This is a genomic window from Bradyrhizobium sp. Ken51 (assembly GCF_055807435.1).
In genome coordinates, this window is record NZ_JBVVPB010000031.1 from 23,245 (window position 1) to 35,897 (window position 12,653).

At 65.7% G+C, this 12,653-nt stretch carries 9 protein-coding genes; 7 read left to right on the forward strand and 2 right to left on the reverse strand.

Annotated elements, in window-relative coordinates; translation table 11 throughout:
- Positions 1-78 precede the first annotated feature (78 nt).
- From AC0L27_RS33770 to AC0L27_RS33780, 3 genes are read left to right on the forward strand one after another with little or no spacing between them, the layout of a single operon-like run.
- Positions 79-1,212, forward strand: coding sequence for an MlaE family ABC transporter permease (locus AC0L27_RS33770; RefSeq protein ID WP_275169956.1), 1,134 nt, complete (start codon positions 79-81; stop codon positions 1,210-1,212).
- A gap of 2 nt (positions 1,213-1,214) precedes the next feature.
- A complete protein-coding gene (locus AC0L27_RS33775) occupies positions 1,215-1,985 on the forward strand; it encodes an ABC transporter ATP-binding protein (protein ID WP_247400481.1) in 771 nt (256 codons plus the stop codon).
- 16 nt (positions 1,986-2,001) lie between these two features.
- Positions 2,002-2,883, forward strand: a complete 882-nt coding sequence (locus AC0L27_RS33780) for an MlaD family protein (protein WP_473322036.1) — start codon at positions 2,002-2,004, stop codon at positions 2,881-2,883.
- A 196-nt stretch (positions 2,884-3,079) separates the two neighbouring features.
- Here the strand turns inward: AC0L27_RS33780 and AC0L27_RS33785 are convergent, their stop codons facing one another.
- Positions 3,080-8,788: an apolipoprotein A-IV repeat region-like domain-containing protein gene (locus AC0L27_RS33785; RefSeq protein WP_473322037.1), complete on the reverse strand. Its 5,709-nt coding sequence runs from the start codon at positions 8,786-8,788 to the stop codon at positions 3,080-3,082.
- A gap of 396 nt (positions 8,789-9,184) precedes the next feature.
- Here AC0L27_RS33785 and AC0L27_RS33790 point away from each other — a divergent pair, with 396 nt between their 5' ends.
- Both AC0L27_RS33790 and AC0L27_RS33795 read left to right on the forward strand, forming a co-directional pair.
- On the forward strand, positions 9,185-9,559 hold the full coding sequence (locus tag AC0L27_RS33790) for an Hpt domain-containing protein (RefSeq protein ID WP_473322039.1): 375 nt from the start codon (positions 9,185-9,187) through the stop codon (positions 9,557-9,559).
- A gap of 165 nt (positions 9,560-9,724) precedes the next feature.
- Positions 9,725-10,045: a 2Fe-2S iron-sulfur cluster-binding protein gene (locus tag AC0L27_RS33795; protein ID WP_007602043.1), complete on the forward strand. Its 321-nt coding sequence runs from the start codon at positions 9,725-9,727 to the stop codon at positions 10,043-10,045.
- 12 nt (positions 10,046-10,057) lie between these two features.
- On the opposite strand, the gene AC0L27_RS33800 is transcribed toward AC0L27_RS33795, so the two are convergent.
- The gene (locus AC0L27_RS33800) at positions 10,058-10,525 is read right to left on the reverse strand and encodes an acyl-CoA thioesterase (protein WP_473322041.1); all 468 of its coding nucleotides are present in this window, start codon (positions 10,523-10,525) and stop codon (positions 10,058-10,060) included.
- 179 nt (positions 10,526-10,704) lie between these two features.
- Between AC0L27_RS33800 and AC0L27_RS33805 the strand changes: the two genes are divergently transcribed.
- On the forward strand, positions 10,705-11,733 hold the full coding sequence (locus AC0L27_RS33805) for an NAD(P)/FAD-dependent oxidoreductase (RefSeq protein ID WP_473322043.1): 1,029 nt from the start codon (positions 10,705-10,707) through the stop codon (positions 11,731-11,733).
- A 116-nt stretch (positions 11,734-11,849) separates the two neighbouring features.
- The gene (locus AC0L27_RS33810; RefSeq protein WP_473322044.1) at positions 11,850-12,446 is read left to right on the forward strand and encodes a DUF2147 domain-containing protein; all 597 of its coding nucleotides are present in this window, start codon (positions 11,850-11,852) and stop codon (positions 12,444-12,446) included.
- Positions 12,447-12,653: the final 207 nt, after the last annotated feature.

Genomic DNA, 12,653 nt, shown 5'->3' on the forward strand with positions numbered 1-12,653 from the left:
TACCTTCTCTGGGTAAGGGCGCGTGCGCAACCATCTGATTTCATCCGTTTCTCGCGCCTCGGCACGGGAGCGGACATCTTGAACGGCGATCCGAAGCTGGAACGGATTGCAAAAGGCAATGCGCTGGCACTCTGCGCCACCGGAACCTGGACCGCGAGCTTCGCGCCGGTCCTGGAGCGGATGGTGGCTGACGCCGAGAAGCTCGCCGGCGGCTCCCAAAGCATCTTCATCGACGTTTCCGAGGTCTCCAAGCTCGACACTTTCGGCGCCTGGCTGATCGAGCGGCTACGCCGCAGCCTGACGCAGGGCGCCGTCGAGGCGCAGATCGCCGGCCTCTCCGCCAATTATTCGAGCCTCGTGGACGAGGTGCGGCGGGTCAGGGCAACGCCCGTCATCGACAGCAGCACGATCACCATCACCGGCATGCTGGAGCAGATCGGCCGGGCCGTGGCCGGCGTTGCCGGCACCGTGGCAGGCCTGATCGACATGCTCGGCGCGGTGCTCGCGGCGGTCGCGCGCACCCTGATTCATCCGCGCTCGTTCCGCCTGACCTCGACCGTGCATCATCTCGAGCAGGTCTGCTGGCGCGCGGTGCCGATCGTCGTGCTGATCACGTTCCTGATCGGCTGCATCATCGCCCAGCAGGGCATCTTCCACTTCCGCAGGTTCGGCGCCGACCTGTTCGTCGTCGACATGCTCGGTGTGCTGGTGCTGCGCGAGATCGGCGTGCTGCTGGTCGCGATCATGGTCGCGGGCCGCTCCGGCAGCGCCTACACCGCCGAACTCGGCTCGATGAAGATGCGCGAGGAGATCGACGCGCTGCGCACCATGGGTTTCGACCCGATCGAGGTCCTGGTGCTGCCGCGCATGCTCGCGCTCGTTCTCGCGCTGCCGATCCTGGCCTTCCTCGGCGCGATGGCCGCGCTATATGGCGGCGGCCTCGTCGCCTGGCTCTATGGGGGCGTGCAGCCGGAGGCTTTCCTGCTGCGGCTGCGCGATGCCATCTCGATCGACCATTTCATCGTCGGCATCGTCAAGGCACCTGTCATGGCCGCGGTGATCGGCATCGTCGCCTGCGTCGAGGGGCTCGCGGTGCAAGGCAGCGCCGAATCGCTCGGGCAGCATACGACGTCGTCTGTCGTGAAAGGCATTTTTTTCGTCATCGTCATGGACGGCGTGTTCGCCATCTTCTTCGCCGCGATCGGGATGTGACGATGGCTCCCGAAATTCAGAACCCCATCATTCGCGTCCGCGACATCACCGTGCAGTTCGGCGCGACGCGCGTGCTCGACGGGCTCGACCTCGACGTCAAGCGCGGCGAGATTCTTGGCTTCGTTGGTCCTTCCGGCGCGGGCAAGTCCGTGCTGACACGCACCATCATCGGCCTCGTGCCGAAGGTCGCAGGCAGCATCGAGGTGTTCGGCGTCGATCTGGATGCCTCCAATACGTCGCAGCGTCGCAACGTGGAGCGGCGCTGGGGCGTGCTGTTTCAGCAGGGCGCGCTGTTCTCCTCGCTCACGGTGCGGCAGAACATCCAGTTTCCGATGCGCGAATATCTGCGGGTGTCGCAGCGGCTGATGGACGAGATCACCATCGCCAAGCTCACCATGGTGGGTCTCAAGCCCGAAGTCGCCGATCGCTTTCCGTCGGAACTGTCGGGTGGCATGATCAAGCGCGTGGCGCTGGCGCGCGCGCTGTCGCTCGACCCGGATCTCGTCTTCCTGGACGAACCGACCTCGGGCCTCGACCCGATCGGCGCCGGCGATTTCGACGAGCTGGTCAGGACGCTGCAGCGTACTTTGGGACTGACCGTTTTCATGGTAACCCACGACCTCGATAGCCTTTACACAGCATGTGACCGCATCGCCGTTTTAGGGAACGGTAAGATCATTGCGGCAGGGTCGATCGCCGACATGCAGGCCTCGCAGCATCCCTGGCTGAGGCAATATTTCCATGGCAAGCGCGCTCGCGCGGTGATGGGCTGAGGTGCCGGAGTAGCTGATGGAAACGCGCGCAAATTACGTGCTGATCGGGTCGTTCACGCTGGCGGTGATCGCCGCCGCGATCGGCTTCGTGCTGTGGTTTCAGTCGTTGCACACCACCAAGCAGCGCAGCCCGCTGCGCGTCGTGTTCGAGGGCCCGGCCGCGGGCCTGCGCAACGGCGGCAGCGTCAATTTCAACGGTATCCGGGTGGGCGAGGTGGTCTCGGTGAAGCTCGACAACCCGCGGCGGGTTGTCGCACTCGCCATGGTCGAGAACAACGCCCCGATCCGCAAGGACACCCTGGTCGGCCTCGAATTTCAGGGCCTGACCGGCGTTGCCGCGATCTCGCTCAAGGGCGGCGAGGAGGCCGCGCCGTCGCCGCCGCTCGACGAGGACGGCATCCCCACGCTGACGGCCGATCCCAACAAGCTCCAGGACGTCACCGAGGCGATCCGCGGCACGCTCCAGAACATCAACAAAATCGTCGCCGACAATCAGGAGTCGGTGAAGAACTCGCTGAAGAATCTCGAGACCTTCACCAACTCGCTCGCCCGCAACTCCGAGAAGATCGACGGCGTGATGGCCAAGGTCGACGGCGTCATGCTCAAGGCCGATAGCCTCATGCTTGGCCTCAACACGCTCGCCGGCGGCAAGGATGGCGGCGAGCTGTTCCAGGCGGTGAAGTCGATCCGCGAACTGGCTGACGATTTTGACAAGCGCTCCGGCGCATTGATGACCGACGGCCGCCGCACGCTCGGCGACATCAGTCGCGCCGTCAACAATTTCGACCGCAACCCGACCCGCGTCCTGTTCGGCGCCAGCAACAGCGCACCGCCGGCCGCGCCGCCGCCGACGCCCGAGCCGCCGAAGCCGGCCGTGCCGGAGCGCAGGCGGCAGTAGCCGCGTTGCACTCGTCTCTCACCTCGTCATTGCGAGCGAAGCGAAGCAATCCAGACTGCCTCCGCAGAAGCAGTCTGAATTGCTTCGTCGCAAGAGCTCCTCGCAATGACGAGTTTGTGGAGGCGCAGCGATGTGCCCCAAAACAAAACGGAGCCCGCGAGGGCTCCGTTTTTCATTCGCTATCGCTGCGAACCGCTCACCCCAGCCGGCCCGCTGCGTGCGCGAGCAGTGTGTACACCAGGCCCGTCTCCGAGGTCAGGTGGTTGCGCAGCTCCTGCGGGCCGCGGCCGTCGCGGGCGACTTCGTCGAGCAGACGTTCGAACTCGGCGACATAGCGGTCGACCGTGCCCTTGAAGTTGCGGTCGGAGCGATACTTGCGGGCGACCTCGTCAAAGGCCTTCTGGCCCGCGGGCGTGTAGAGGCGCTTGGTGAAGGCCTTGTTCTCGCCGCGCTGGTAGCGGTCCCACATCTCGGACGCGAGGTTGCGGTCCATCAGCCGGCCGATGTCTAGCGACAACGATTCCAGCGGATTGCCGCCACCTTGCGGAGCCTGCGGCTGCGGAGCCGGTGCAGCCTGGCGGCCGCGCGGGGCCTCACGTCCGGTGGGTGCACCCTGGTTGGCGTCCGTGCGGCTCAGCAGGTCGGACAGCCAGCCGTCGCGGCCCTGGTCGTTTCCGGCCGGCGCGACCGGCGGCGCTTCGGTGCGGCGCGAGGAGGCCGGCATGCCGAGGTCCGGCGGCGGCAGCGTCGAGGCGCTGGCGCTCTCGCGCATGCGCGTGTCGGTGCTGCGCGCGCCGACGGCCGCCAGCATCGGCTCTTCCTGACGCTGCACGCTGGCGCGGCCCGTCGTGGAGACGTCGAGGCCACGGCCGTGCTGGGCCACGATGCGGTTGAGCTCGGCGAGGGCCTCGATCTGGTCGACGATCACCTTGCGCATCTGCGCAGTGCTCTCGGCGGCCTCCTGGGGCATCTCGAGCACGCCGCGGCGCAGCTCGTTGCGGGTGGCTTCGAGCTCGTTGTGCATCTCGAACGCCATCTGCTTCATGCTGGAGACGAGGTTGGTGAACTTCTCCGTCGACTGCTTGAACATCGCATCCGCCTCGTCGGTGGTCTGGCGGTAGATGTCGTGCATGGCCTCGACGGTCTGCCGGTGCTCCTCTTCGGAGGCCGACCGCACCGCCTCGAACTGGCGGGTGATCGCGGCGGAACCGGCGCCGGCGGTCTCCGCGACGACGCGGGCGATGTCGCGAGCCCGCTCCTCGGCGGCCGCGAGCGATTCATCGAGCAGGCCGGTGAAGCGCGACAGGCGCTGGTCGAGATCGGCCGTGCGCAGGTCGATCGTGGTGACGAGCGATTCCAGCGCCTGCTTGCGTTCGGCGAGCGAGGCGGTGGTGTTCTTGTTGCTCTGCTCGACGACCTGGGCGGCCTCGACCAGTGCCTTGCCGTGCGCGTCGAACTGGGTCGACAGCTCGCCGAGATCCTGGAGCGCCCGCGTGGTCTTGCTGTTGAAGACGTTGAGCTGGTCTTCCAGGTTCTGCGTCGCAGCGCCGTTGCGCGAGGTGACGTCGTTCATCGCCGAGACGAAGTCGGCGACGCGCGTCACCAGCGCCCGCTCGAGCGAGTTGAGGTTGTCGTGCGCACCGGTCAGCACCTCCTGGAGCAGGATGTTGCCTTCGCGCAGGCGCTCGAACAGGGCGACCGTGTCGGTGCGCAGGATCTTGCTGGTCTCCTGCATCTCGGTGACGGCCGCGATCGAGACCTGGCGCGACTGGTCGATCGCCGCGCGGGAGGCCTGTTCGAGGTCCTTGAGCGACTTGTTGACGGCACCCGTCGCCATCTCGCTCGCCGAGTTGATGGTTCGCGCGACTTCGGAGCCGTTGCCCATCATGGTCTGCGAGAACGCGTGGCCGCGGGTCTCGATCGACTTCAGCGCGTCGGACGTGACGCGGTCGATGTCGAGCGTGAGCTGGCTGGTCTTGGAACCGATCGCGTCCACGAGCGAGCCGCGCTTGGCGTCGATCATGTTGGCGAGACGGTCCGACTGCTGCTGCACGTAGGTGACAATCTCGTCGGTCTTGCCGGTCATGGCCTGGCCGAAGCTGCTGCTGGCGGCGAGCACCGAACGCTCGACGTCCGCCGAGCTCGACTTGACCCGCGAGCTTGCCTCGTTGGAGGCGTTGATCAGCGCGTTCTGGGCGTTGAGCGCGCTGGTCTGGATGTCGTTGGTCGCGTTCGCGGTGGCCGTGCTCAGCGTACGCTCGATCTCGCTCGAGATCGTGCGGATCTGGCTTGCGGCATCCGCCGAAGTCGAGGTCAGCGAGGTCTGCGCCTCACGCGCGCTGTTGAGGATGGTCGAGGCGGTGTCGGCGCCGACCGAGGTCAGCGTGCGCTCGATGTCCGTGGTCAGCGACTTGATCTGGCTCGCAGCGTCCGTCGAAGCGGAGATCAGCGTGCCCTGGGCTTCGCGTACGCCGCTGGTGAGCGCCTCGATGGTGGCGCCGCCGGCGGTCGCCAGCGCGCGCTGCATCTCGGCCGCCAGCGAACGAACCTGGCCGGTCTGTTCGGCGGAGACCGCCAGCAGGGTGCTCTGGGCATCGCGGGCGCTGGTCGTGATCGTCTCGGCGGTCGACTGGCCGACCTGCGAGAGCGACCGATGCACTTCGGCGGCGAGCGACTTGACCTGGCTCGCCGCATCCGAGGACGCGTTGACGAGCGTGCTCTGGGCTTCGCGCGCGCCGGTCATGATGGTCTCTGCCGTCGCGGTGCCGGCCATCGAGAGCGAGCGCTGCACGTCCGAGGACAGCGCCTTGATCTGGTTGGCGGTCTCGCTCGAAGCCGCGACCAGCGCGCTCTGCGCATCGCGTGCGCCGGCGGTGATCGATTCCGCCGTGGCGGAGCCGGCCATCGACAGCGAGCGCTGCACGTCGGCGGTGAGGGTCTTGACGTGGTTGGCCGCGTCCGAGGACGCCGTGACGAGCGTGGTCTGCACCTCGCGGGCACCGGCCAGGATCGAGGCGGCGGTCGCCGAGCCTGCCGACGACAGCGTGCGTTCGACGTCGGCCGCGAGCCCCTTGATCTGGTTGGACGCATCGCCCGACGCGGCGACAAGCGTCGACTGCGCTTCGCGGGCGCTGGTCAGGATGGAGTTCGCGGCACCGGTGCCGACAGCGGTCAGCGCGCGCTCGACCTCGGCGGAGGTCATCTTGAGCTGGGCGTTGACGTCGGAGGAGACCGTCATCAGCGACTGCTGCGCGGTGCGCGCACCGGTCTGGATGGTCTCGCTGGTGTTGACGACGAGGTTGGTGAGCGAGCGCTCGGCGTCCTCGACATGCGAGCGGATCGCGGTCGAGATCATCTCGGCGCGGGACATCATGTCCTCGCTGGCCTGGCGTCCGCTGCTCTCGATGCGGCCGGCGACGGCCTCGACGCGCGAGCCGAGCAGGTCCTCGAACTGCGCCACGCGCACGTCGATGTCGCTGGCGACCGAGCCGACCTTGGTCTCGATGGCCTGCTGGATGTCCTGGAACCGCGCCGTGACCGTGTCGGTCAGGTGCATGCTGCGGCCGTCGATGATCTCGGTGACGCCGGTGATGCGGCGGTCGACCGCCTCGATCGCCTGCGCGGTGCCGTCCGTGAGCGTCGAGGTCAGGAGGGTGAGGCGGGTGTCGATCGACTGCACCGCCTGCGAGGCGCCGTTCGTCACCGCGGTGGTCAGATAGGTGAGGCGCGTGTCGATGGATTCGAGCGCCTGCGACGCGCCGCCGGTGAGCGTGGTCGTCAGATGCGTGAGGCGCGTGTCGATCGTCTGGATGGTCTGCGATGCGCCATCCGTCAGCGAGGTCGTGAGGTGGTTGAGGCGGTTGTCGATCGTCTCGATCGCCTGCGATGCGCCATCGGTTAGCGACGTCGTGAGATGGGTGAGGCGGTTGTCGATCGACTGGATCGCCTGCGCGGCACCGTCGGTCAGCGACGAGGCGAGCGTGTTGAGCCGTCCGTCGATGGTCTCGGTGACCGACTTCGCACGGGTATCGAACGACTGTTCGAGCGCGGCGACGCGGCCGACGAGCTGCTCGTCGAAGGTCTTGATGTGACCATCGATCGTCGAGTCGAGGCTGGAGATTTTGCCGTTCAGCGAGGTGTCGAGGTTGCTGACGCGCTCGCCGACCGTGGTCTCGAACTGCACCAGGCGCTGGTCGAGCACAGCCGTGATCGCGCCGCCGTTGGAGGTGAAGCGGGTGTCGAAATTGTCGACATAGGTCTTCAGCGACTCATGGATGTCCTGCGTACGCTGGCCCATCCGATCGACGATCTCGCCGCCGAAGGTCTTCACGGTGCGGTCGAACTCGGAGATGTGGCGGGTGATCAGCGCGCCCAGTGTGCCGGAGTCGCGGGCGAATTTCTCGACCAGCTCGGTGCCCTGGTTCTTCACCAGCTCGTCGAAGGCGCTCATCTGCAGCGACAGCGAGTCGTGCGCGGTCTCGGTCTGGCTGACGACCTTGGCGACCAGCGTGTTGACGGTGGCGTCGAGCGCTTCGCTCGCCTTGTCGCCGGAGGTCATGATGTGGCCGGCGAGGCGGTTGCCGGCGTCGTCGATCTTGGCGGAGAGGTCGTTGGAGCGCAGCTCGAGCTCGAGCAGCAGCGAGTCCGACGAATTCTTCAGGCTGTCGTGCACCTGCTCGGTGCGCTCGGAGATGCCGTCGACGATCGCGGCGGAGCGCTGCTCGAACTCGCCGGTGATGCGGTCGATGCGCTCGTTCAGCATTTCGTGGACGCGGTCGGCGAGGTCGACGAACTCGTCGTGAACGTGGCCGGTCTTGAAATTGAGGCTGGTGGTCAGCCGCTCGCTGGCGTCGAGCACGGCGCGCGTGGTCTCGTTGCTGGCCTCCTCGAGGCGGTCGAGCAGGTCGCCGCCGCGCTCGCCGAGCGCGAGGATCATGTTGTCGCCGGCGTTGCTGAGCGCACCGGTGATGTGGGCGCCGCGCTCTTCGAGCGCGCCGGTGATGGACTTGGCCACCTCGTCGACGCGCGAGGCTATCGCGTCCGAGATCAGCGCGATGTCGTGGCGCAAATCGATCTGCACGCCGGATATGGCGCTGCGGACCTGCTCGGCCTGGCCGACCAGATTGTCGCGCTGATGCGCGATGTCCTGGAGCAGGGCGCGGATGCGCACTTCGTTGTCGGAATAGGCGCGTTCGAGCGCCGCGACCTCGTTGGCGACCAGCGTCTCGAGTTCGCCGGCGCGCGCGATGGCGCGCTCGATGCCGTCGCCCATCGCCGCAACCTCGCGGCGGATGGCCTGGCCGACGGTCACCATGGAATCCGAAGCCGAGCCTTCCGGCTCGGAGAAGCGGATCGCAACCTGGGCCATTGCTTGCGCGACCGAGCTCATTTGCTGGCCGCGCCAGACGAGGCTCGCCAGGAAGAAGAACAGCATGATCGGCGCGAAGAACATCGTGACGAGGCCGGCAATGGCCAACACGCCGCCGCTCTGGCCCATCGCCGCCTGGATCGAAGGCAGGAAGCCGACCGTCAGCGCGGCGCAGGCCGCCAGCCAGATGACGGTGAAGATTGTCGCGCCGGTATAGATGTTGCGGGTCGGGCGTCCCGTTTGCAGCGTCTGCAAGAGCTGGCCGATGGTCGCACGGTCGTCATTGGCGGCGCGGCGCGAGGAGCGCGGCTCCTCGACCTGGTCGAACATCGCGCGTTCGTTCGCGGCAGGACGCGGGTCGAAGCTCGGTTCGTCGAAGATCGGGGGAGCCGGTGGCGCGACCGGGGGCGGCGTCTCGCTGCGCATCGAGGCATTGCGGCTGGTGTCCGCAGCCGTGTCGCTGATGTTCAGGGCTTCCTGGATTGCAGAAAGCGCATCTTCTGTGGGGTCTTTGACCTTTTTCGGAGTGTTTGCCATGTTCAGTCCGAGCCCTCGTTACTTGTACGCGTCCCCCCGCGAGCTCTGCGCGCTACGCAAGCCCACAGTCCGGATCATGCCGCTTGCGCGGATCTCCGAGCTATCCCCACCCGGACGGCTTGTCCGCCAATTTCTCCAACATCCTATTGGCAGAGCGTCGCGAATGAAATGCCCGCGATTAAGACATTCTTAATCATCGTTAACAGGATCGTGCCGTAAGGCCTTAGCAATAAATGGAATTCTCCACGGAACTCGCCGGATTGCGGCAACTTTTCGTCAATAAACAGGCAGATTTGCGTAAAACGGCCGGAACATTTCGTTAACCATTTCCGTGCTTGGGTGGAGGGAACTTGACCGCCGGACCGGCGGACAGCGCGCGATGCCGGGGCCTGCGCCATGACGCCTGAACTGCAACGGATGGACTGGATGCCTTCGCCCCCGCTTGCACTCATCGACAGCCCGCTCGACCTCGATCATCTCTCCCGCATGACGCTCGGCGATTCCGAGCTGGAACAGGAAGTGCTGGCGATGTTTGCCGAGCAGGCGGTGCGCCTGATCGCGGCAATGGCAGCGCTGCCGGCCGAGGCCGGTGTACTCGCCCACAAGCTCAAGGGCTCGGCGCGCGGGATCGGCGCCTTTGCGGTGGCGGATGCCGCCGCAAGCCTGGAGACCGCAATCCAGACCGGCCAGGGCCGGCCTCACGCCTTCGCCGCGCTGAAAGAGGCGGTGACCGAAGCTCGCGCCGCCATCGAGGCGATCCTGAACCCTTAGGCCGACAGGGCCAGAGCCGTGCTCTAGTGTTTTGTTTTGACGGGTTTTCTTCCCGCGAAGCGGTATTCACGACTTATCAAAACGCTATGGCGCCGGGCTGATCGACCCGTTATAGGACAGCCCGGACCCTCCTTCATTCCCTAGATCGCGGCAGCACGAGCACACATGGCCAAAATTCACTTTGTCGATCACAAGGGCGAAACCCGTACGGTGGACGTCGAGAACGGCGCGACTGTGATGGAAGCCGCCATCCGCAACAGCATTCCCGGCATCGAGGCCGAATGCGGCGGCGCCTGCGCCTGCGCCACCTGCCATGTCTATGTCGACGAAGCGTGGCGCGAGAAGGTCGGCAGCCCGACGCCGATGGAAGAGGACATGCTCGACTTCGGCTTCGACGTACGGCCGAACTCGCGCCTGTCCTGCCAGATCAAGGTCTCCGACGATCTCGACGGCCTCGTCGTGGCGACGCCGGAGCGGCAGGCCTAACTCTCTTAGCTATCATGTGCTCGGCGGCGCGATCTCGATGCCGCGCTTGTGCCAGGGGCTGAGCTTCTCGAGCACTTCCGCGGTGAGTGGCGTTGGCCGGCGCGACGCTTCGTCGATCATCACGGCGACCGACGTCGCCGATGCAATGCACTTCCCTTCCGAAAATACCACCTGCTCGAACGTCACCGACGTTCGTCCCAGCTTCGCGACGCCGAGGCCGAGTTCGATTGTGTTCGGCCAGTGCAACTCGGCGCGAAAATGGATGTCGAGCCGCACCATGATCCAGGCAAGTCCCGGCGGCGTCAGGCCGTATTCCGGGAGCTTCATCAGCGTGACACGGCCGGTCTCGAAATAGGTAGCGTAGACCGCGTTGTTGACGTGCTGGTTGGGGTCGAGATCGCCGAAGCGGACATTGTCGCTGAGGCGAAAAGGATAGTCCTCCAGGCGCGGCGTCGTATCGAGGCGGCTTGGTGCGTTCACCGATTGATCTCCGTCATAGCGTTGCTGGTTACAGCCCAGTTATCCTGACCCGGCAAGTGGGTGCGGCTGCGGGGCGCTCCCGCTTTTATGCCTTCCCTGATCCATCCCCGTTGGCTAGACAGGCAGGGTCACCTCGGCCCAAAGGGCGCCGTCCCACCGAACGACGATAAAGAGACGACATGAGCGACGCGATCAAAACGGATGTGCTGATTATTGGCGCCGGCCCCTGCGGTCTGTTCGCCGCTTTCGAGCTGGGCCTTCTCGACATGAAGACGCATTTCGTCGACATCCTCGACAAGGTCGGCGGCCAGTGCGCAGAGCTCTATCCGGAAAAGCCGATCTACGACATTCCCGGCATTCCGCAGGTTTCGGGGCAGGGCCTCACCGAAGCCCTGATGGAGCAGATCAAGCCGTTCCATCCGACCTTCCATCTCGGCGAAATGATCGAGACGGTGGAGAAGATCGGCGATCCCCTGTTCCGCTGCACCACGGATGCCGGCAAGGTGTTCGAATGCAAGGTGCTGGTGATCGCTGCCGGCGGCGGCTCGTTCCAGCCCAAGCGTCCACCGGTGCCGGGGATCGAAGCCTATGAAGGAAGCTCGGTGCACTACGCCGTGCGCAAGATGGAAACGTTCCGCGACAAGAACGTGCTGATCGTGGGGGGCGGCGATTCCGCGCTCGACTGGACGCTCAATCTGCATCCGATCGCCAAGCGCATCACGCTGTTGCACCGTCGCGACGATTTTCGCGCCGCCCCCCACAGCGTCGAGCAGATGCGCGCGCTGGTCTCTGCCGGCAAGATGGATCTGCGGCTCGGCCAGGTCACCGCGTTGTCGGGCAACGAGGGCAAGCTGAGCGGCGCCACCGTCAAGGGCAACGACAACAGCCTAATCGAAATTGCCTGCGACACCATGCTGCCGTTCTTCGGGCTGACCATGAAGCTCGGTCCGGTCGCGAACTGGGGCATCGCGCTGGAGAACAATCTGGTGCCGGTCGAGACATCCGCGTTCGAGACCAACGTGCCGGGCATCTTCGCGATCGGCGACATCAACACCTATCCCGGCAAGATCAAGCTGATCCTGTGCGGCTTCCACGAGGGCGCGCTGATGTCGCAAAAAGCCCATCGCTACGTGTATCCGGAGAAGCGGCTCGTGTTCCAGTACACGACATCGTCCTCCAGCCTGCAAAAGAAGCTCGGCGTCAACTGACGGCGGCGGGCGATGCCCCATGTTTCTGGTGCTGGAACAGTTCGCGAAATCGCCGTAGTCTGCGGCCATTGCAGTAGGCGGCTTAGCAAGGCGATTGGCTCAGCAAGGTGATGATAATGCGGACTCTCTTTTCCGGCTTTCGGTTGTTCTCGCTCCTCGCGCTCGCGATGTCGCTCGGCGCGGTGAGCCCGGCTGCGGCGCAAGTGCAGCAGCCGACCGCCGCGGGCCTCTGGCAGAAGGTCGAAGACGGCAAGACGGTGGGATGGTTCCTCTTCGTCGACCACAACGGCATCTTCGAAGGCGTCATCGCAAAAACATTTCCGCGGCCCGGCGACGACCCGAACGAGATCTGCGCGAAATGCACGGACGATCGCAAGAACGCACCGGTGCTCGGCCTCTCCTTCATCCGCGACATGAAGCGCGATGGCTTGAAGTATGACGGCGGCAACGTGGTCAACCCGCGCGACGGCAACATCTGGAAGGCCAAGATGACGGTCAGTCCGGATGGGCAGACCCTGACGATGCGCGGCTTCCTCGGCATTTCCCTGTTCGGCAAGGATGAGACCTGGACGCGTCTTCCCGACGCCAACATCGCGCAGGTCGATCCCGCCATCGTCGCGAAATATCTCCCGGCGCAAGCAACCGCTGCGACCAAGCCCGTGCCCGCGGCGAAGAAGGGCGGCGCGATGATGGCGCCGGCGCCGAAGCAGTAGGGTCTAGGTCGCGCGCTGTGGCGCCCGAACTTCCGTAGCTCCACACAGGCCGTCATTGCCCGCCAAGCGGGGACTCCAGTACGCCGCAGCCTCTCCGCGTTCTTGCGCGGTGTCCGTCGCCCCCGTGCGCAATCGCGCATGCGGCCGGCTGCGACAGCGGAGAACTTGGCGCGCGAGCAGCAGTCATACCCGTCGAAAGACCAATGC

Bases quoted from the DNA above. Each gene is read 5' to 3' on its own strand.
- AC0L27_RS33775 (WP_247400481.1), top strand. From the start codon at position 1,215: ATGGCTCCCGAAATTCAGAACCCCATCATTCGCGTCCGCGACATCACC.
- AC0L27_RS33780 (WP_473322036.1), top strand. From the start codon at position 2,002: ATGGAAACGCGCGCAAATTACGTGCTGATCGGGTCGTTCACGCTGGCG.
- AC0L27_RS33785 (WP_473322037.1), bottom strand. From the start codon at position 8,788: ATGGCAAACACTCCGAAAAAGGTCAAAGACCCCACAGAAGATGCGCTT.
- AC0L27_RS33790 (WP_473322039.1), top strand. From the start codon at position 9,185: ATGACGCCTGAACTGCAACGGATGGACTGGATGCCTTCGCCCCCGCTT.
- AC0L27_RS33795 (WP_007602043.1), top strand. From the start codon at position 9,725: ATGGCCAAAATTCACTTTGTCGATCACAAGGGCGAAACCCGTACGGTG.
- AC0L27_RS33805 (WP_473322043.1), top strand. From the start codon at position 10,705: ATGAGCGACGCGATCAAAACGGATGTGCTGATTATTGGCGCCGGCCCC.
- AC0L27_RS33810 (WP_473322044.1), top strand. From the start codon at position 11,850: ATGCGGACTCTCTTTTCCGGCTTTCGGTTGTTCTCGCTCCTCGCGCTC.